The sequence below is a fragment of the Desulfovibrio sp. OH1186_COT-070 genome (assembly GCF_003860215.1).
Classification (GTDB): domain Bacteria; phylum Desulfobacterota; class Desulfovibrionia; order Desulfovibrionales; family Desulfovibrionaceae; genus Desulfovibrio.
In genome coordinates this window covers 1-18,736 of sequence record NZ_RQYH01000026.1, presented here as the reverse complement: position 1 = coordinate 18,736, position 18,736 = coordinate 1, and the positions used below count along the sequence as shown (strand labels likewise).

Genomic DNA, 18,736 nt, shown 5'->3' with positions numbered 1-18,736 from the left:
GCAGCCGCGCGGCATTGACAAAAAAAGCGACAGGGCCTATGGCTTTGTCCACAAGGGGAGTAACTGGGTTCTTGAAACCCGGGCAGCGTCAACAGCATGGCCACCGGCCTGGCGCTGCCGTCGGCCTGCCGATCAGTGAGACCTTGGCGAACAACGCCAAGGTCTTTTTTTCGCAACCAAATCCCCTGCCGCCGGAACCGCCATTGCCCCGGCGCAACGCGCACACGCGCCACTACCAAGGAGAACGCCATGCACCTGCGAGCCTTGCGCCCGTATATCTTCGCGGTACTCATGACCCTGCCGGGTCTGGGACTGCGCTTCGTCCACCCCGACATTTCCCCGCTGATTGTCGTCCTGCTTTCGGGCATGGCCATTCTGGGCGCATCCTTTCTGCTGACCTGGGCCTGTGAAGTGGCCCAGATGGACATTCCGCAGGCTGTGGCCGTGGCTGTGGTGGCCTTTATCGCCGTTTTGCCCGAATACGCCGTGGACATGTATTTTACCTGGATGGCGGGCCAGCACCCGGAAAGCGCCTATTCTCACTATGCCATTGCCAACATGACCGGTGCCAACCGCCTGCTGATCGGCCTGGGCTGGTCCAGCATCGTGCTGATCTTTGCCCGGCGATTCCATTCCTCGGTATCCCTTGCCGACGACAAGCGCACCGACGTCCTCTTTCTGGCCATGGCCACGCTCTATGCCCTGATCATTCCCATCAAGGGTTCTCTGACCTGGGTTGACGGTCTGGCACTGCTGGTCATCTACGCATGGTACATCTGCATCATTGCCCGCCGCCCGGTGGAAGAGGAGGAGCCGGAAGGCCCGGCGGCCGTGCTGGCCCATTTTGCCAGAAAGATTCGCCTGCGCAGCGTCATCGGCATTTTTCTCTTCGCCGCGCTGGTCATCCTCTGCAATGCGGAACCCTTCAGCGAAAGTCTGGTCGCCAGCGGAAAACTGCTTGGGATCAATGAATTCTTGCTGGTGCAGTGGCTAGCGCCCATCGCTTCGGAAGCGCCGGAGTTCATTGTGGCCGTGATGTTTGCCATGCGCGGCAATGCGGCTCTGGCTCTGGGCAGTCTGCTTTCGTCCAAGCTCAACCAGTGGACCCTGCTGGTGGGCATGATCCCCGGAGTGTATGCCGTATCCTCCGGCAGCCTGAACCCGCCCATAAATCTTGACAACCACCAGCTTCAGGAAATACTTCTCACTGCGGGACAGTCGCTGTTTGCCGTGGCTCTGCTCACGGGGCTGCGCCTGCATGTGCGTGCCGCGTTCTGGCTGCTGGTGCTGTTTGCCGCCCAGCTTCTTTCGCCCTTGTATGACGCACAGTTGGAAGCCCTGCTGGGACTGCCCCACGATCCCCTGCGCCTGCACTCCTTCTATGCCCAGGTGTATCTGGCTCTGGCGGGCATTTTGCTGCTCAAGAACTGGCGCGATGTCTGGAAGCTGCGTCAGGGTTTCAAGGTATAGGCCTGCGGCGCGGCATGTCCGCGCCGTGAACGATTTTTCGGGAGCGCCGGCCTTTCGGCGCTCCCGGAACGGAATGCGCACTCCGCGTTCCCGGTTTTCCGCCACGCCGACCCTGTCGGCGCGCGCAGCGAAGCCCGCTTCGCTGCATTTTTTGTTCGCAAGGGTGTCCCATGTCGCGTGCTTTCCGTTTTCTGGCTGTTTTTCTGCTCTGCGCTTCGCCGATACAGGCGGCATATCTGGCTTCCGGCCCGCGCAATTCCGCTCCGGCCATCCTTTTTGCCTCATCTTCCGGCAAAGGAGGCAGTGCTTCCGCCCTGCCCGCAAACAGTGCGGAAACGCCCCGTGAGGCCGCGGCCATCATCGCCGGTTCCCATTTGCCCAACATCATGGAACAGCAGATCTTGCGCCCCGGTCGCGGCAGCATGCCGGAAATCCATATCAGCTATCCTTCTGTGGGGCATACCCGCATTGACGCGGACATCCGCCAGTGGGCCACCAGCATCGCCGATACCTTTGAAAGCGCGGCCTCCTTTTCACACTTTCTGCCGGAAGAAAGCCCGCACCACGAGATCTGGAGTTCCTACAGCGTCACGGAACCTTCCGCCGAGGTACTGAGCATCACCTTTGAAGTCTGGACATACACCGGTGGAGCGCACGGCAATCTGGACATCATTACCCTGAACTACAGCCTGCTCACCGGACGTCGGCTGGAATTGGTGGATATTTTCGAGTACCCGGACACGGCTCTGGAGCTCATGTCGGCCTGGGCGTATGAAGAACTCTCGCGCAGGCTCGGCGGGTTGCGGCAGGAGCGGATGTTGCGCGACGGGCTGGTTCCCACGCCGGAAAATTTCGCCAGCCTGAGCCTGACTCCACAGGGAATCCGCATGCGCTTCCAGCCGTATCAGGTTGCCCCCTGGGCCGCTGGCGCGCAAAAGGTGGATATGCCTCTGGAGCGACTTCTGCCCGCCCGCCCCCTGCTCTCCCTCTGGGGAAAAAAGGACGCCGCTCCTTCCGGAAAACAAAACTGAACCTCCCGGACAGCCCTTGGCATCGTACACAGCGACCAAGGCCGGGGGCAGCCGTTCGCACCAACGCGGACTAATGTCCGGTAATGCCGTACTTGCGCAGCTTGTACTGCAACAGGCTTTTGGAAATGCCCAGAATCTCCGCAGCCTTGACCTGTACCAGATCCGCGCGCACCAGCGCCCGGCGGATGAGCGCCGCCTCGATTTTTTCCAGAGTGTCGGCCAGGTCCAGTTGCACAGGCAAAAGATCCACCGCGCTTTTGAACTGCGACTCTTCGTCGCGGATTTCCGCAGGCAGGTTCTCCACGTCAATCACAGAGCCGGGCACCAGCACGAGGCAGCTTTCCACCACATTTTCCAACTGGCGGATATTGCCCGGCCATTCGTAGCCTGTGAGATAGTTGAGGGCACGGGTGGTGAAGGTCTTGGGGGGCATGTCATTGTCGGAGCAGACTTTCTCCACAAAATGGGCAACCAGGGGCGGAATGTCCTCCCGGCGTTCGCGCAGGGGCGGCAGGGGTATCTGCACCACGTTCAACCGGTAGTACAGATCGTCGCGAAAAGCGCCGCTTTCCACCAGAATGCCCAAATCCTTGTTGGTGGCGGCCACCACGCGGATATCCACCTCCACCTCTTCGCCCCCGCCCACGCGCTCGAAGCGCCGCTCCTGCAGCACCCGCAAAAGTTTGACCTGCAAATCGGGCGTCAGTTCGGCAATTTCGTCCAGAAACAGCGTGCCCCCGTCAGCCTGCTCAAAGCGCCCCCTGCGCATGGCCACCGCCCCGGTAAAAGAACCTTTCTCGTGGCCAAAAAGCTCGCTTTCCAGCACTCCGGGATTCAGGGCCATGCAGTTGACGGAAATAAAAGGCCCGTCCTTGCGGGGGCTGGCAAAATGGATGGCGCGGGCTGCCAGTTCCTTGCCCGTGCCGGATTCTCCGGTAATGAGCACTGTGGAGCGGCTGGGGGCCGCCCGCTCCACCATGAGCAGAACATCACGGATGGCACGGCTGCGGCCAACGATCTTGTGCACGCCGTACCTGTCTTCCATTGCCTCCCGCAACAGACGGTACTGCCTGTGGGTGCGGGAAAGCTCCACGGCATTGTGGATGGAGAGCAGAAGCTCGTCATTGGAAAAGGGTTTGGTGATATAGTCAAACGCCCCGTAGCGCATCACCTCCACGGCACTCTCGATGGAGCCGAAGGCCGTCATGATCAGCACGGGAATGGAGGGCCAGCGTTTCTTGACCCGCTCCAGCACTTCGCGGCCGCTGACCTTGGGCATTTTCATGTCCGTAACCACCACATCCACCTCGCTTTCCTCCAGAAAGGCCAGCGCGGTTTCCGGGTCGCTGATGGCGGTGACGGCATAGCCTTCATCCTCCAGCAGAGTCTGCAAGACCAGAAGATAATTTTTTTCGTCGTCAATAATCAGTATCTGTGCTTTCTCGCTCATGATGCTTCCTGTGGGGCCGTGGCCGCAGGCAGCAGCACCCGCACCAGCGCGCCGCCTTCCGGCCCGTTTTCCAATTCGATGCTTCCGCCGTGGCTGGCAATGATGGATTTGACAATGGGCAGCCCCAAGCCCGTGCCGCCATCCTTGGTGGTGAAAAAGGGTTCCAGCAGGCTGGAAAGGGAGGCAGTGTCAAAACCCGGCCCGGAGTCCAGAAATTCCAGACATATCTGCCCGGAAGCGGCGACGCGGCCGCTGATGCGCAAAATGCCCGGCCCGTCCATGGCCTGCTGGCCGTTGATCAGGATATTGTACACGGCGCGGTACAGCAAATCCTTGTCGCCACGCACCAGCAGATCCGGCGCGCATGCGCGCTCCACGGCCACGGAATGCGTGTTCATTTCTCCTTCCAGAAAGGCCAGGGCCTGATCCAGAACGAGGTTCACGTCTACCATATCCTGCCGGGGCTGGCGCGGTCTGGCGTAGTCCAGAAAGTCGTTGACCGTCTGCGAAAGGCGCACGGCCTCGTCATAAATGGCTCCCAGAATGCGTCGGGTTCCGGCATCGCTCTTGTCGGTACGGCGTTGCAAAAGTTCGGCGCTGGAACGGATGATGCCCAAAGGATTGCGGATTTCATGGGCAATACTGGCCACCACCCGCCCCATGCTCACCAGCCTTTCGTTGCTGTGCAACTGTTTTTCCAACTGGCGGTTCTTCTGCACGCGGGCCGAGAGCACCCGTTCGGCGCGGTGGATGAGCATGAGCAGCATGGCGAACATGACCACCGACGACAGGAGGCACATGACCACAATGATGCCCTGAAAGGTCAGCACCTGCTCATAGTCGCCGGTAATGTCCTGGGTCAGTTCCAGTGCGCCCATGATGGGCGGCGGCGTATTGGGGCGCAGGGCTTCCCCACGCAAGGGATAGAGCACCCGCAGAACAAAGGAGCCTTCCTGCAGCGGCAGACGGAAAGGAGCCTGCCAGATGGGAAAGGCGGTGATGATTTCGGAATGGGTCTGTCCGTCCTGAAGAATTTTGTCCAGATAGGGAGGGGAAAGGCCTGCGCGCCCCAGGTCCTCCTTGCTGGTGGAATAGGCCACCAGACGCGAAAAGTCGTAAATACGCAAACGCTCCACCGGCAGGCCGTGGATCACGGACTGCACCACCTGGTCCAGGCGCTCGTACTGCTCGGGAACACGGATGGCTATGCGCCCGTACCCCAAAAGCGTGGGCAGAGCAAAACGGCGGTATATCTGGCTGTTGAGGTTTTCCACCAGTTGCCGGGCAAATTCCTTCTGGCGGGTGAGCAAGGCCTCGCGCGCCCAATGGGAAATAAAAAAGGACAGGCCCAGGCTCGTCAGCACCACAACCACCAGCGAAAGCCAGGACAGCGTGCGGGCATAGCCGGGCAGGGTACTTTCCGCTTCTGCGGACTGCACCCCTTCCTGCTCCCGTGGCCCATCGCCCGGAGCCGGTGTTTTTCTTTCCAGCATGATCCTGCCCGACGTGCGCCCGACATGCGGGCGGATGGAGCGCAATCCGGAGACGGCGCTGTTAAAAGGTCTGTTCCACGCGCGGCGCGCTCAAAAATTCCTCCATATCCGCATTTTCCTGCGCGTAGCCCGTAGCGCCAAGACGCGCGTTGGCCAGACGTTTGCCCAGTTCCACCGCAGGCTGATCCAGAGGATTGATGTCCATCAGCCAACCCGTGAACAGTGTGGCGGCTTCCAGCATGAGCATGAGTGCTCCCGCAGCACGGGGGGTGCGCTCGCTCATTTCCACATGCAGCAGGGGAACGCCGCTTTTGCAGAGCGCCATGCGTGTGCCCAGAGCTTCGGCCTCCAGCAGGCTGCCGAAAGGTTTGGCGCGCAGCCAGGCCCACTGGTCGGGCACATCCATGCCGAAGTTGCGCCCCTGCACCTGCTCCCGGCTGGTCAGAAAAAGGCATGCCTTGTTGCGCGGCCCGCTCAGAAACATCTGGTTGATGGAATGCTGGTCTGTCACGCCGGTAGCGGGAACGGGCTGGCTGCCCTGCCCTTCCTTGCCCAGGCTCTCGGCCCACAGTTGGGCAAACCAGTCCCCATAGGCCGCCCACTGCGGGATATAACAGAAAAAGATCATCTGGTTGTAGCCCGCATCTTCCAGAGCCTTGGCCCAACAGGCCAGCGCAAAGGAAGGAGAATCTCCCACGCTGTCCGGATTCTGCGCCAGCGGGCGGGCCACGCTTGCCGCGCCGTCCAGAAGGGCCCGCCAGTCAATGCCCAAAAAGGCCGCGGGCAAAAGGCCCACTGCCGACAGGGCGGAATAGCGCCCGCCCAGAAAATCGGGAACCTCCAGAGCCGTCAGGCCGTGGCGGTTGGCCTCCTGCCGCAGATAGCCCTTCTGCTCGTCGGTAACAACGATCATGTGCTCCTGCCAGGAAGCGCCCAGCGCGTCCTTGAGCCAGTCGCGCACCAGAAAATACTGGACCACGGTTTCAATGGTGCCGCCCGATTTGCTGATGCAGACCACCAGAGTCTGCGCGGGCACAAGGTTGCCCAGAAGGGCTTCAAACCTTTCGGCGCAAACATTGTCGGCAATCCAGAGCCAGGGGCCGCTGTGGCCGGGACCGTCCTGCCCCGGAGCAAAGGCGCGCTGCATGGCCCGCGCGCCCAAAGCCGAACCTCCGATGCCAAGGACAAGCATGTGCCTGTATCCCTTGATGCGCGGCACAAGCGGAGCCATTTCCCTTTCCAGTTTGGGCCGGAAGCCCATGGTCAGAAAAGGCAGTTCTCCGGCCGCGCATTCCTGTGCCAGCCGCCGGGCAATGGGGCCGGAGCGGGCCTTGAATGTCAGGGCGGAATCGGGAGTGAGCCTGTGGGCGTATGCCCGTGACCATTCGATGACATGGGGCATGGGAACCTCCCTGGGTAAGCGGGTCAGGCCAAAAGGCGCAAGAGTCTGGGCGCAAAAAACCGCTTGCGCACGGCCTTGTAGGTTCGGGGGAACACACCGAAGCGGTAGCTCCACAAAAGACATGCGTCCTTGGCCGCGCATACGCGCACCTCGGCCCTGCCGCCTGCACAGTCCAGACATTGCCGCCGGATGGCGCGCAGGGCCTGCCGCTCTCCGTCGGCTTCCCGGAGGTCTTCCGGCGCAGCCCGCAAACACCAAAGGGCGCAGGCACTGTCCGCACAGGACAAAACTGCCTTTCGGGACGAGCCTTGACATGCAAGGCAGAACTGCCTGATGGCCGCAAGTGGTTTCATCATGTCGCCGTCACAACCGGTCGCCGGGATGGGGAGCGTGCAGTGCGGACACGCATCCGCTTTTTACCATAGCTCATGGCGGAAGTGACGGCAAGAGCGCCCGTGCAGACGGGAAAAAGCGGGGCACTGAGACGCAGGGAAACAGCAGAAATACTGGCGTGCCAGGGCTTGGCGTTTTGGGCCTTCACCCCACAGAAGGGGGCTGCATCCTGGGAGAACGCAAAAGCACCAGACAGCCGGAGCAGACAGTGCCCGCAGCTGCGGCACAGGGGAGCAGAAGTTCCAGCGTCCCCTTGTCCACACGTTCCGCCCTCGCCTGCCCCAGGGAAACGCCTTCTGCGTCCAGAACCGGGCAGAGCGTGCCTTCCGCGGGAGCACGCGCTCCGTACAGCAGACACCAGATGCGGCAGCCTCCGTCCACAGCAGAGGCGCGGATGACTTCACCGCATCCCAGAGCCAGCACGTTGCGGATATGGCGACTGCCCAGCCGATATACGCCCACGCCCAGAAAAATGGCCAGGATGACGCAGGTTCCGGCCAGCACAAAGGGATTGACGCCTGTCAGACGGAGCAGAAAAAACGTGGAGGCCGCGCGCATGGCCTCTGCATCGGCATGCAGGCGTACGGTATAGTGCTGGGCCGTGCTGGCGGGCGCTCCGCGGAAGGAGGTGCGCAGAGCATACTCTCCCGGCTCCGCATCGCTGTTTGCCGCCACTGTGCCCCGCCACATGCCGTTGCCGAACCAGTACCCGGCAAAAAAACCTTCCAGATGAAAGGAGCACGGCGCATTGTCAGGAGAAAAGCGGATTTGCAAATCACTGTGAACAGGATTCTTGATGCTCAACGGGCCGGAAAGGGCAGCACTGCCCCCCGGCAGAAGATCCAGCATATTGGCACCAGAGCGCATGACGCCCTGCAAGCCGTCAAGCATGCCCAAAAGGGCTGCGATGAGCAAAAGAGCGCATATTCCGCCCAAGCGCTTCTGGTTTTTTCGCAGCGCACGGCACTGCCTCCAGAGCGCACTGTCAAGCATGTTTTCTTTTTCGGGCAGCGCCACCACCGCACACCGCCTGTCAGCGTTTTGCCGCAGTCGGCAGCAGGCTGGCCTCGCCCACACGCCAGCTTACCAGGCATTCTCCCTGCCGCGGCAAGTGCACAAGGCTCTGGAACTCCGCGGGATAACGGCGGCGCACCTGCTTTGTGATCCAGAAAGCCCCTGCCCACAAAGGAACGGCCATGCCGAAAAACCAGGCACAGAAGACAAGCTCCGAAGCTCCCAGAGTGTGCGAAGCCTGATACATGGCAAGAAAAACCGCGCCCAGCATGAGCACGTTGGCCGCGATGCGGATCAGGCTGACATAGAGCGACTGCCGATAGCTGTTCATTGCCCCTCCACGCAAAGGCAGATCCGGGGCCGGGACGGAATCGCCGTCCCGGCCCCGCGGTGTGCGCTTATCTTTTGAAGATGTTTGTCTTGGTGATGTTCATGACACGCCCGGCCTGTCCCTTGGTGGCGTTCCTGAACGCGATGCGCATTTCATCGCCCAGCGTCCAGAAGGCAGAGGGCTGGCTCTGCTCTTCCGCAGGAACCTTGAAGGTGGCCAGAGCCTTGAGGCGGCTGGAATACACGGTCACGGTCTGCTTTTCCTTGTCAATGACAGGAAATGTCTTGCCCTTGACCTTGGGATGATCGGAACCAACATTCTTTTCCACATCCGTGAATTCCACGGGGATCTCCCGCACACTGCCTGCCGCGGCGTCATACGCCTGCACATTGGCCTTGTCGAGATTGATCATCAAGAGCCCGCCCACGCTAGGCACAGGTCCCATGTCGATGGGGTTTTCCGGCAGCTTGAAGGTATGCATGCCCCCGCTGTAGTGCGGATTGAACTGGTCAAGGGTCACGTCCACCACAATGCTGATGGTTTTGACCTGATCGTCAAAAGCCACACAACGTCCCTGCTCCACGCCTCCGTCAAACTCGCACCCTGCCAGCAGGGCCACAGAGAAGGCCAGCGCCAGGGTAAGCAACAAACTCCGTACTTTCATGGCATGCCTCCTCATTAATTGCCCGCGGCCTGGCTCTTCTTGGCGGCCAATTCCGCCTTGGCTCCCTGTATCATCTTGATGGTGATGTACACGGAGATGGCTGTCACGAAGCCGAGCACTTCAACAGTGGCGGTGGGGCCAAGCAGCCACCCCCAAGCCGGCAATTCGGCCTGCAACAGCTTGAGCACCACGGACATGAGGCAACCCAGAACAGCAAGGCCGAACACAAAGCGGATGCCATAGCCCTTGACGTACTTGGTGGCCACAACACCGATCTGCGCGCCGACGGCCGCGCCGGTGAGCATGACCAGGGCCGCCAGCAGTTCGACGCGGCCTTTGTAGGCGTAGGAGGCCGTTCCGTACAGACCGGAAATGGCCACCTCAAACAGGTCCGTGCCCACAGCCAGATGCGTGGGGCAGCCCACCAGATACACCAGGGCGGGCATGCGGATCAGACCGCCGCCGATGCCCAGAATACCCGCCAGCCAGCCGGTGAAGAAGCTGACGATGATGGGCAGCCAGGCGGAACATGTGATGTTGGCATGCTTGAAGTGAATGACAGGGGGAATCCTGATGGCCTGGAGCTTGGCGCCCCATTCAAGGCCGGTGGCTTCCTTGCCCAGTTCCCTGTTCTGGGCCTTGGCCTCGCGCTCCTTTCTGCGGCGCACGGCAATGTCATGAAAAACGAGCCAAGCCAGCAGAACGAGCAGTACAACGTACAGCCAGCGCACAACCTTGTCCACCGAACCGATACGCTCGAGCCACATGACCATCTGCGCGCCCACTTCCACGCCGATGACTGTACCTACCAGCATCACCAAGCCCAGCGCATAGTCAACGTTGCCGAACTTGCCGTGTCGCATAGTGGAAATGAGCGATTTGCCGGCCATCTGCGCAACGTCGGTGCCGATGGCAAAAGCCATGGGGAAGCCGAGAATGTTCAGGCCGGGGGTCACCATCCATGCGCCGCCCAAGCCGAAAAAGCCGCCGATAATGCCCACACCCAGCCCGAGAATGATGAGTCCCGGCCAAAAAATGTACACGCCGGAAATGGGCATCAACATATACAACCAATCCATACTGTGCCTCCTTCCGGTTATTTTTCAGCCAGTTCGCGGTGTTCGAGGTCAATGCCGATGTTCTTCATGACCACGTCTGCCAGCCAGCCAAGGAGGCAGCCCATGATGGGAACGATGATCATGGTCAGAATGGCGAAAAAGAAATGGCTTTCATTATACATTTCCGCCCACCAGTACAGAATGCCGTCCAGTTTGCGCGTGTCGGCCACGATGGTCACGGGAGCCGCCTTGCCTCCCGCAGCCAGCGCCGCACCGGGCAGCGCCGCAACCATGAGCGCGCAACCCGCAAGCCATGTCCAGAGCTTGCGCATCTTCTTCATGACATCCTCCGTTGTTACATCCTCAAATTCCGGCACGGGCATTCCCCGCCGGAGCGCGTAATGCGCAGTCCACGATCTCGTGAAACTTGTAGCAAGCCCCGTGCCAAAACAGTTTTTGCAGAAAAATCTCTCCCCAGAACCGTCTTTTGCAGGAAAAACCGCTTGCCCTCGTCACTGCGCTGGCATATACTTCGCGAACATTGCGCCTTTTTACACAAAAAGGAGCGGACATGCGCTTTCACCGCACCCTGCCCCAAGGCAGCACGCTGGAAATCACGAATTTTTTTCTGAACCGCAGCCTGACCAGCCGCATGCTCATTCTGGGTTTGCCACTTCTGGCTACGGTTTTGCTGCTTATTTTCCTCAGCATGGGCAGCGGCGCCAGCAATATTACGCAACGCGCAATATCACGCAACATCCAACTCCAAACCCAAGCTACAGGGCTTGCACTGGAGCAGTCTCTCATGGAAGCACGCAACCAACTGCTCATTCTGGCTGCCGGTTCCATGGATCAGCAGGAAATGACCCAGCGCCTCAAGATCCGCATTCAGGCGGAAGGGTTGCGCTATCGGGAGATCGCCTTTGCGGGATTGACCCCCCAGAGCAGCTATCTCCTGCTCAATCTTGACGGCGAAGTGGTCAGCGTGCCCTGGCACATCGCGCAAACAAGCTCCTCAAGCCCTTTTCAAAGCATGGGCGAGCAGCACATCCCCGCTGGCAGTGTAAGCGCAAGCCAGCCGGTGGAAGTTGGCTATTCCCTGTTGCCTGTGCGCAACACGCTGCACAATGTGCTTTTTTCTGTCATCCGCTTCATCACTCCCGTGCATAACGGCGAAGGACAGTTTCAGGGCTATCTGCTCCTTTCCGTTGACCTCAGCGATCCGCGCGACATCATGTCGCGCTACACTACCCCCGATGCCTCCTTTACTGCGGACGAGACGCCCACACGTGTACGCAGCGTATTTTTTGACCGGGAAGGCTGGATGCTTTTTCAGTCGGAAGAACATGATGAAGCTCTGCCGCATCGAAAGTTGAGCACGGAAATCGCGCGCATCGGCTTTACCGGAAATTTCGGGCGTCCCGGGTTCGCCATGGCCTTCCGGCCCGGGCCGGAATACCTCAGCTACTGGGACATGGTGGCCAATGTGCAGCAGGGCCGCTCCGGGCAGCAGATGGTCCAAGGGGGAAAAACCGCCTGGGGTGACGGGCAGGCGCGGGTTGAGCAGATCAGCTATGCGCCGGTGGTCTTTCGGCCTGACTCCCACAGCCCCCCTGTCATTCTCGGTGGACTGGCCCTGCTCGACACGGGTTTCGCCGCAACGCGCACCGGCATGAAACTCCTGAGCTTTTTCGCCATGGCCTTTGCGGGAGGCATGATTCTTCTGGGGGTGAGCCTCTGGTGGCTGGCACGGCAGATGGGAAAATCCCTTGTGGGTCTGGCGGACGAACTGCAGCTGCGCAACGCACAAGACAGAACCGACCCCTTGCTCCTGCCACGCCTGCCTGTGGAAATGGAAACCGTCAAGAACGGAATCAACACCCTTTTGCAGCGACTCCACAGCGCCACGGCCCGCCACCATGACCGGCAGGCGGAAGCCAACGCCCAGTGGCAGAGAGAGCCCGCGACCGACCTGCCTCATCCCGAAGATTTGCCGGCCAGCGGCCTGGTGGGAACATCCCCCCCTGTACTTGCTCTCTGCGAACAGGTGCGCAGGGCAGCGCAGGTCATGGCAGACGTGCTGATTGTGGGCGAAACCGGCACCGGCAAGGAATTGGTGTCCGAAGCCATCCACCGCCTGAGCGCCCGCGCCGGCGGCCCCTTTATCACCATCAACTGTGGCGCGCTTGACGAAAACCTGCTCATGGATACCCTGTTCGGGCACGTCAAGGGGGCCTTTACCGAAGCCAAGGCCGCGCGCAAGGGAGCCTTTCTGGCCGCCGAGGGCGGAACCCTCATGCTGGACGAGGTGGGCAACGCCGCGCCCAAGGTGCAGCAGGCCCTGCTCAGGGCGCTGTCTACCCGGCATATCCGCCCCCTGGGCAGCGATCATGAAGTGCCTTTTGACACCCGCATCATTGCGGCAACCAATGCTGCCCTGCTGGAAGACGCGGTGCAGGGCTCTTTTCGCGAAGACCTCTACTATCGTCTGGCGGTCATTACCCTCTACACCCCCCCCCTGCGGGAGCGCAAAACGGACATTCCCGCGCTGGCAGTGCACTTTCTGCACCAAACCTCCCTGTCCGGCAACGGGGACGGCCCCCGGCCGCCAGAATCCCATATGCGGGCAGGCATGCCCGGCATCAGCCGTGGCGCGCTGAAAAAACTCATGGCCCACCACTGGCCGGGCAACGTGCGAGAGTTGAAGAACACCCTGACCAGGGCACTGACCTTCTGCGATGGAAAGATGCTCTATGCGGAAGACATTCAACTGGGGCAGGAGGTTCCGCCACAGGAGCCGCCCCCCCCTCCCCGAATGCCGCAGGAAAATACCCCGCAGACAGGCAATCCCCCGCCTTCCGCCGCCGGAGAGGCCGCACTGCCGGAAACGGAAGAGGCTGCTCCCCCGTCTGCTCCCCAGCCGTCTGACCTGCCCCATGACCCGGAAGCCGTGCCCGCTCTGGCCCACAGCGCCAACCGCCGCATCCGGGAGCTCTGGCCGCATATCGCGGCCAGAGGCAGCGTGAGCCGTCAGGAATATCAGGAAATGGCGAGAGAGGACATTTCTGTGCGCACCGCCCAGTATGACCTGCAAACATTTGTGAAGCTGGGCCTTCTGCGCAAGGAAGGACGCGGCCCGGCCATGCGCTATACAGTATATGAAGGAAGGCGGACATGGGCTCAAAACTGAAAAAATTTCTGGGCATTGCCCCGCGCGTGACCCGCGAACAGGCGCTGGATGCCTTTCACAAGCGGTATGCTTCATTCCGGGAGTTGCTCCAGTCCAACGCGCGCATGGCCGATATCATGGCCGGGCTGGAGGCTGTCCAGTCCGGAGAGCGACACAGGGACGTCCGCGAAATACGCAAGGAGGCGCGCCGGGCCATTTTTCGCTGCGAGCGCATGGCGGCGGCCCTCGACGAAATGTCCGGCGGCAAATACACCGCCCTGAGCACGGCCGTGCAGAATATTGCCGCGCGCATCGAGCACGAACTGGAGCAGCGCGCCCGCGGCGACATTACCGAACTCACCCTGCCCCTGAGCGAGGTGGATGCCAGCTTGGACTACAGCGTTGGCGGCAAAAACGCCAATCTCGGCGAATTGCGCAATGTGCTGGACATGCCGGTTCCGCGGGGCTTTGCCATCACCATCCGGGCAGGCAATATTTTTCTGCTGCGCACGCCGGGCCTGTTCAAAAGCATTTATGCCCAGTTGCGCTCCGTGGATGCGGAAAGCCCTTCCAGTATCCACGAGGCTGCCCGCAGGCTGGAAGACCTGATCCTGGACGCGCCTGTGCCCGAAACCGTGGCCAGCGCCCTTTTTGCCGAATGGGACGCGACCTTCGGCGATGACGAGGATGTGGTGACGGCCCTGCGCTCCAGCGCCATCGCGGAGGACGGTGTACAGTCTTTTGCCGGGCAGTACCACAGTATTCTTGGTGTCACCCGCGATGATCTGCTGCTGGCTTTCAAAAAAGTGGTGGCCAGCCTGTTCTCCGCCCGCGCCCTGACCTACAGGGCTGCCCACGGCTATGCGCTGGACGCCACGGGCATGGGGCTGTGCTGTCTGGAAATGGTGCGCGCCAAAGCGGCGGGGGTGGCCTTTTCACGCCATCCGGTGGATCTGCGCTCCAACGATGTGGTGGTCAACGGCCTCTGGGGCTTGGGCGAAATGGTGGTCGACGGTTCAGGCACGCCGGATCAATGGCAGGTATCCCGTGCAACCAACAGGATCACCAAGACGACCCTGGCCCTCAAGACAACGCGTCTGCGCCTGAACCGCACAGCAGACGGCCGGGTGGAAAGCGTGCTTGAGCCGGTTCCCGAAGACCTGCGCCAAATGCCCTGCCTGAGCGATGCGCAGGCCCGCTATCTGGCATCGGTGGTGCTGGATGTGGAGCGTCACTACCAATACCCCCAGGACATGGAGTGGGCCATAGACGAGGACGATCAGATCATGCTGCTCCAGACGCGCCCCATGGGGCTGGACAGCACGTCCGATGCCCAGTCCGCTCCGGTCTTGGGGCACTTGCGTCCGATTCTTGCCGGGGCTGACGTGGCAGCCAGGGGCGTTGGCTGCGGCCTCGTGGTGTCGGTGGGACACGGGGAAGACATGACCCACTTTCCCGAAGGCGGGGTCATGCTGCTCCGCCATTCCTGCTCCACGGCCATGGCCGCCATGCGGAGAGCCGCGGCCATTGTGGCGGAAACAGGCAGCCTTACCGGCCACATGGCTTCCCTCTGCCGCGAGTTCGGCGTGCCCACGCTCATGAACCTGCCGGGCGCAACCAGCGTGCTGCAAGCCGATCAGGTGGTTACCGTGGACGCCCTCTCGGGCAGGATTTTTGACGGGGAAGTGCCGGAACTGCTCTCCTTGCGCCTGAAACGCCCCCAACCCAGAGTGGACAATCCCGCTCTTGCTTTGCTGCGCCGGATCGCTCCCTACATCCTGCCCCTGCACCTTGTGGACCCGCGAGCGGAGACCTTCACTCCCGAACACTGCACCTCCCTGCACGATGTCATGCGCTATGCCCATGAAATGAGCTACAGCCAGATGTTCCAGATTTCCGACAGCGTGTCGGAGCGCAGCGCCGGTGTGGCCTGCCGCCTGGTTGCCCCCATTCCTCTGGATTTGTATGTCATTGATCTGGGCGGAGGTTTGCGCGAGGCAAAAAGCACCAGCGCCACACCGGAAGACGTGACCAGCCGTCCGTTGCAGCATGTGCTGGAAGGCATGCTCAATCCGGCAGTGCAGGCCCACGGCCCGCGCCCGGTGAATATGCGTGGTTTTTTGTCCGTCATGGGGCAGAGCGTCATTGGTGGAAATCAGGAGGGATGTTCCCGCTTTGGTCAGCGCAGTTACGCCATTGTGTCCGACCGCTATCTCAATTTTTCGTCACGCGTGGGCTACCACTACGCCATTCTGGACACATGGTGCGGCGACACGCTGAGCAAAAACTACATCCGCTTTGAATTTGCGGGGGGTGCTGCGGCCAATGCCCAACGCGCCCGCCGTGTGCGCTGCATTGCGCTGATTCTGACGGAACTCGGCTTTACCACGGAGGTCACGGGTGATAGAGTTCGCGCGCGGTACCAGAAATACCCCCGGCACGAACTGTGCGCGCGGCTGGATCAGTTGGGACGGCTGCTGATCATGACCCGCCAGATGGACATGCTTATGGTGGACGAAGCCGCCGTGCAGACCTATGCGGAAAACTTTCTCAACGGCGAATACCACTGACACATAGCCTGATCACGACAATCTGAGCATGAAAGTTTGTGCAAAAATGAATACTCTCAAAGAATTATCAGAAAACAGACCCATTGTGATTCTGGGGGCGAAAAACACGGGAATCGATTTCTATCATTTTCTGAAGAGGCACAATATCCATAATTTCCTGTTCTATGTTGACAACAAGATTCAAAATGACAAAACAGTATCAATAGAAAGTTTTTGCGATTACCTGAGAAAATGTGACAAAAAACCATATGCGATAATTGCTTCACGATTCATGATGAAAGACTTTTCTGATCTTTGCGATGTGTTCAGAATGAAATATACAGAAGACTATTGCAAGGCTACTGACTATCTTGGGCCATCCTATCAGATAGATCTGCACAACAGGTGCAATTTGAAATGCCCATCCTGCCCTCAAGGCAATTACACACCGCAGGGAAAACAAGAATTTATGCCGTTTGACAAATTCACGTCCATTGTTGACAAAATCTTGCTGGAGACGCCAAATCTTTCAAACATCGCGCTGTATTGCTGGTCAGAACCCTTTTTGCGAACTGACCTGAAAAAGTTTATAGAATATGTTCAAGAGAAAAATATTTCACTCCAGCTATCCACCAACCTGAATCATGATTTTGATATCAGGCAGATTGTTTCTCTGAATATCGACTATCTCAGAATTTCCACATCCGGATATTACTTTTCCACATACAACAGAGACCACCCATCGCGCAGAGAGAGAGAGAGCTACCACGTCATCTCCAATCTGCGCGAACTTCGCCGCCATCTCGACGAACTCAAATGCAGCACGCTGGTCGATATCGCTTTTCATAAATACAAATACAATATCGGAGATGATCTGGAAAAAATGAAATTACTATCGGAAGAATTGCATTTTTATCTGACTCCTTTCAATGCGGTTCCTTTGCCCATTGAAAATTATATCAGACTTTGCCAGAATGACACATATCTGTACAAAAAAATGGAATGCCAAAAATTTATCAACGATCCAATTTCCATAGTCCGTGATCATCAAAACTTCAAATATGAAAATTGCAGCTTTGCAAATGCCATAGCAATCACACCTTCCGGAGCCTTGAGGGTCTGCTGCGGCTCTTTTGACAAAAAGAATATACTGACTGACGACATATGCGGCATAAAAATTTCTGACATCCGCGCGACAAGGGAAAAACACAAACTGTGCAAAGATTGCAGGCGGTTCGGCATACCGCATGCTTTTGAAACCGTGGTTTCGTAGTTTTTGCCATGCTCCCGACTTCTTTTTCCGGCCATACCTCCCCGCCCGGCGGCACGCCGCCCCCCCCGCAGACCCTCCTGAGCCGCGATTTTCTGCTTCTTTTCTGCATCACCACGTTCTGCAACAGTTTCATCGCTGTTTTCTACTGCTTTGAGCAGTGGCTGGAAGAACTGTCCATCAGCCCTGACTGGCGCGGTGTGCTGCTGTCTTCCATGTTTGCCATGGTTCTGGTCTTCCGGCCTCTGGCCAGCTTCTTTCTTTTGCGGCGCAGCAAGCTTGTGGCCATGTACCTCGCGGTCATTGTGTCCAGTTGCGTCATGCTGGCCTACGACCATGCCAGCGGCCCCTACGCCATTGGTCTGATCCTCGTTCTGCGCATGGTGCAGGGCATTGCGCTGGCTGTTTTTTCCAGTTGCACCACATCCCTGCTGGTGGGTTGCATCCCCAAGGGGCAAAGCGCGCGCGGCTTTGCCATCTTTTCCCTGACGCTGCTTCTGCCCTATTCCGTCATCCCTGCCGTGGCGGAGCAAATACTGCCCGTTCTGGGAGGCGAGCCGCATCTTTTTGCCGTAACGTCCCTGCTGGGCATCCCTTCCCTGCTCATGCTCATTCCGCTGGCGCCAAGGCTGCGCAGACCCGAGTTGACGCCACCGGACGGGGGAGGAATTTCCGACAAAAGTCTTCTCTGGTCTGTGAGCCATTCCGGCCTGTTTTTCATCTATCTTGGCTGCCTGACCTTCAGTTCCATGACCATTCTGGCAATTTTTTTCATGAAGGGGCTGTGTACCGTCACCGGAGGCAATCCCGCCTGGTTTTTCAGCTTGTATACTCTGACCATCATTCTGGTCCGGCTTGCGGGCAGCCACAGGCTCGACTCCCTGCCGCGCTATCCGGTGACACTGGCCTGCTGCGCCGCCTTGAGCAGCGTCATGCTGGGCTTTGCCTGGGGGCCGCTCTGGGCTTTTGTGCCCCTGACCCTTGTCTACGGCCTGGGGCTGGGCCTGCTCTACCCCCTGCTGGCGGCCTTTGTGTATGACCGCTCCACACCGGACACACGCTCCATCAACTCCAATGTCATGATGTCCACCTTTGACGCCAGCGGCATGCTGGCTCCCCTTGTGGGCGGGCTTATTGTCAACGCGGGTTTCGGCTACAGGGGAGTGTTTGTGGCCACAGCCTTGGCTGTGGCGCTCTGCGGCTGCTTTGTGCTGCTGGATCGGCTACGGAACCATGCGCGACAGAAGGCAAACCGCCTGGCCGACGGATAACATCTCTCACTCGCACACACTGCAAGCGCAGCACTTCTGAACCGCCTGCACGGCGTGCGGGGATGAGTACTGGCCTAGATAGTGTCGTCAAACTATGAATAGTATGATAACACCTCTTCCTGCATGACAGGAGAAGCTATGCGCGCACATCGACGACACGATATTTGTGAC

15 protein-coding genes are annotated in these 18,736 nt (G+C 59.5%); 6 read left to right on the top strand and 9 right to left on the bottom strand.

Going from position 1 to position 18,736, the window contains the following annotated elements; all coding sequences use genetic code 11:
• Positions 1-249: 249 nt before the first annotated feature.
• A complete protein-coding gene (locus EII23_RS08790; protein ID WP_124793016.1) occupies positions 250-1,470 on the top strand; it encodes a sodium:calcium antiporter in 1,221 nt (406 codons plus the stop codon).
• Positions 1,471-1,640: 170 nt separating this feature from the next.
• Positions 1,641-2,501 carry a DUF3298 and DUF4163 domain-containing protein gene (locus EII23_RS08785; protein WP_124793015.1) on the top strand — a complete coding sequence of 287 codons (861 nt, stop codon included), beginning with the start codon at positions 1,641-1,643 and terminating at the stop codon, positions 2,499-2,501.
• Positions 2,502-2,571: 70 nt separating this feature from the next.
• Here EII23_RS08785 and EII23_RS08780 read toward each other — a convergent pair whose 3' ends face one another.
• From EII23_RS08780 to EII23_RS08740, 9 genes are all read right to left on the bottom strand, one after another.
• A complete protein-coding gene (locus tag EII23_RS08780; RefSeq protein ID WP_124793014.1) occupies positions 2,572-3,951 on the bottom strand; it encodes a sigma-54 dependent transcriptional regulator in 1,380 nt (459 codons plus the stop codon).
• Positions 3,948-5,444 carry a sensor histidine kinase gene (locus tag EII23_RS08775; protein ID WP_124793013.1) on the bottom strand — a complete coding sequence of 499 codons (1,497 nt, stop codon included), beginning with the start codon at positions 5,442-5,444 and terminating at the stop codon, positions 3,948-3,950. The genes EII23_RS08780 and EII23_RS08775 overlap by 4 nt, the downstream gene beginning before the upstream one ends.
• Before the next feature lie 61 nt (positions 5,445-5,505).
• Positions 5,506-6,846, bottom strand: a complete 1,341-nt coding sequence (locus EII23_RS08770) for a glucose-6-phosphate isomerase (protein ID WP_124793012.1) — start codon at positions 6,844-6,846, stop codon at positions 5,506-5,508.
• 23 nt (positions 6,847-6,869) lie between these two features.
• Entirely contained in the window at positions 6,870-7,202 is a 333-nt protein-coding gene (locus EII23_RS08765; RefSeq protein WP_124793011.1) for a hypothetical protein, read from the bottom strand.
• 181 nt (positions 7,203-7,383) lie between these two features.
• Positions 7,384-8,232 (bottom strand): hypothetical protein, encoded by an 849-nt coding sequence (locus EII23_RS08760; protein WP_124793010.1) that lies wholly within the window; start codon positions 8,230-8,232, stop codon positions 7,384-7,386.
• 40 nt (positions 8,233-8,272) lie between these two features.
• Entirely contained in the window at positions 8,273-8,584 is a 312-nt protein-coding gene (locus tag EII23_RS08755) for a hypothetical protein (RefSeq protein ID WP_124793009.1), read from the bottom strand.
• A gap of 67 nt (positions 8,585-8,651) precedes the next feature.
• Positions 8,652-9,248 (bottom strand): DUF4881 domain-containing protein, encoded by a 597-nt coding sequence (locus EII23_RS08750; RefSeq protein WP_124793008.1) that lies wholly within the window; start codon positions 9,246-9,248, stop codon positions 8,652-8,654.
• Positions 9,249-9,262: 14 nt separating this feature from the next.
• Complete coding sequence (locus tag EII23_RS08745) at positions 9,263-10,327, bottom strand: sulfite exporter TauE/SafE family protein (RefSeq protein WP_124793007.1); 1,065 nt, start codon at positions 10,325-10,327, stop codon at positions 9,263-9,265.
• Positions 10,328-10,344: 17 nt separating this feature from the next.
• The gene (locus EII23_RS08740; protein WP_124793006.1) at positions 10,345-10,647 is read right to left on the bottom strand and encodes a DVU0150 family protein; all 303 of its coding nucleotides are present in this window, start codon (positions 10,645-10,647) and stop codon (positions 10,345-10,347) included.
• Positions 10,648-10,877: 230 nt separating this feature from the next.
• Between EII23_RS08740 and EII23_RS08735 the strand changes: the two genes are divergently transcribed.
• From EII23_RS08735 to EII23_RS08720, 4 genes are read left to right on the top strand one after another with little or no spacing between them, the layout of a single operon-like run.
• The gene (locus EII23_RS08735) at positions 10,878-13,496 is read left to right on the top strand and encodes a sigma 54-interacting transcriptional regulator (protein ID WP_124793005.1); all 2,619 of its coding nucleotides are present in this window, start codon (positions 10,878-10,880) and stop codon (positions 13,494-13,496) included.
• Positions 13,481-16,045 carry a PEP/pyruvate-binding domain-containing protein gene (locus EII23_RS08730; RefSeq protein WP_124793004.1) on the top strand — a complete coding sequence of 855 codons (2,565 nt, stop codon included), beginning with the start codon at positions 13,481-13,483 and terminating at the stop codon, positions 16,043-16,045. The genes EII23_RS08735 and EII23_RS08730 overlap by 16 nt, the downstream gene beginning before the upstream one ends.
• A 28-nt stretch (positions 16,046-16,073) precedes the next feature.
• Positions 16,074-17,297: a radical SAM protein gene (locus EII23_RS08725; protein ID WP_148091242.1), complete on the top strand. Its 1,224-nt coding sequence runs from the start codon at positions 16,074-16,076 to the stop codon at positions 17,295-17,297.
• Between the two features lie 8 nt (positions 17,298-17,305).
• Positions 17,306-18,565, top strand: a complete 1,260-nt coding sequence (locus EII23_RS08720) for an MFS transporter (protein ID WP_124793002.1) — start codon at positions 17,306-17,308, stop codon at positions 18,563-18,565.
• Positions 18,566-18,736: the final 171 nt, after the last annotated feature.

Coding starts and splice junctions, on each gene's coding strand:
- EII23_RS08790 (WP_124793016.1), top strand. CDS start 250: ATGCACCTGCGAGCCTTGCGCCCGTATATCTTCGCGGTACTCATGACC.
- EII23_RS08785 (WP_124793015.1), top strand. CDS start 1,641: ATGTCGCGTGCTTTCCGTTTTCTGGCTGTTTTTCTGCTCTGCGCTTCG.
- EII23_RS08780 (WP_124793014.1), bottom strand. CDS start 3,951: ATGAGCGAGAAAGCACAGATACTGATTATTGACGACGAAAAAAATTAT.
- EII23_RS08775 (WP_124793013.1), bottom strand. CDS start 5,444: ATGCTGGAAAGAAAAACACCGGCTCCGGGCGATGGGCCACGGGAGCAG.
- EII23_RS08770 (WP_124793012.1), bottom strand. CDS start 6,846: ATGCCCCATGTCATCGAATGGTCACGGGCATACGCCCACAGGCTCACT.
- EII23_RS08765 (WP_124793011.1), bottom strand. CDS start 7,202: ATGATGAAACCACTTGCGGCCATCAGGCAGTTCTGCCTTGCATGTCAA.
- EII23_RS08760 (WP_124793010.1), bottom strand. CDS start 8,232: ATGCTTGACAGTGCGCTCTGGAGGCAGTGCCGTGCGCTGCGAAAAAAC.
- EII23_RS08755 (WP_124793009.1), bottom strand. CDS start 8,584: ATGAACAGCTATCGGCAGTCGCTCTATGTCAGCCTGATCCGCATCGCG.
- EII23_RS08750 (WP_124793008.1), bottom strand. CDS start 9,248: ATGAAAGTACGGAGTTTGTTGCTTACCCTGGCGCTGGCCTTCTCTGTG.
- EII23_RS08745 (WP_124793007.1), bottom strand. CDS start 10,327: ATGGATTGGTTGTATATGTTGATGCCCATTTCCGGCGTGTACATTTTT.
- EII23_RS08740 (WP_124793006.1), bottom strand. CDS start 10,647: ATGAAGAAGATGCGCAAGCTCTGGACATGGCTTGCGGGTTGCGCGCTC.
- EII23_RS08735 (WP_124793005.1), top strand. CDS start 10,878: ATGCGCTTTCACCGCACCCTGCCCCAAGGCAGCACGCTGGAAATCACG.
- EII23_RS08730 (WP_124793004.1), top strand. CDS start 13,481: ATGGGCTCAAAACTGAAAAAATTTCTGGGCATTGCCCCGCGCGTGACC.
- EII23_RS08725 (WP_148091242.1), top strand. CDS start 16,074: ATGAAAGTTTGTGCAAAAATGAATACTCTCAAAGAATTATCAGAAAAC.
- EII23_RS08720 (WP_124793002.1), top strand. CDS start 17,306: ATGCTCCCGACTTCTTTTTCCGGCCATACCTCCCCGCCCGGCGGCACG.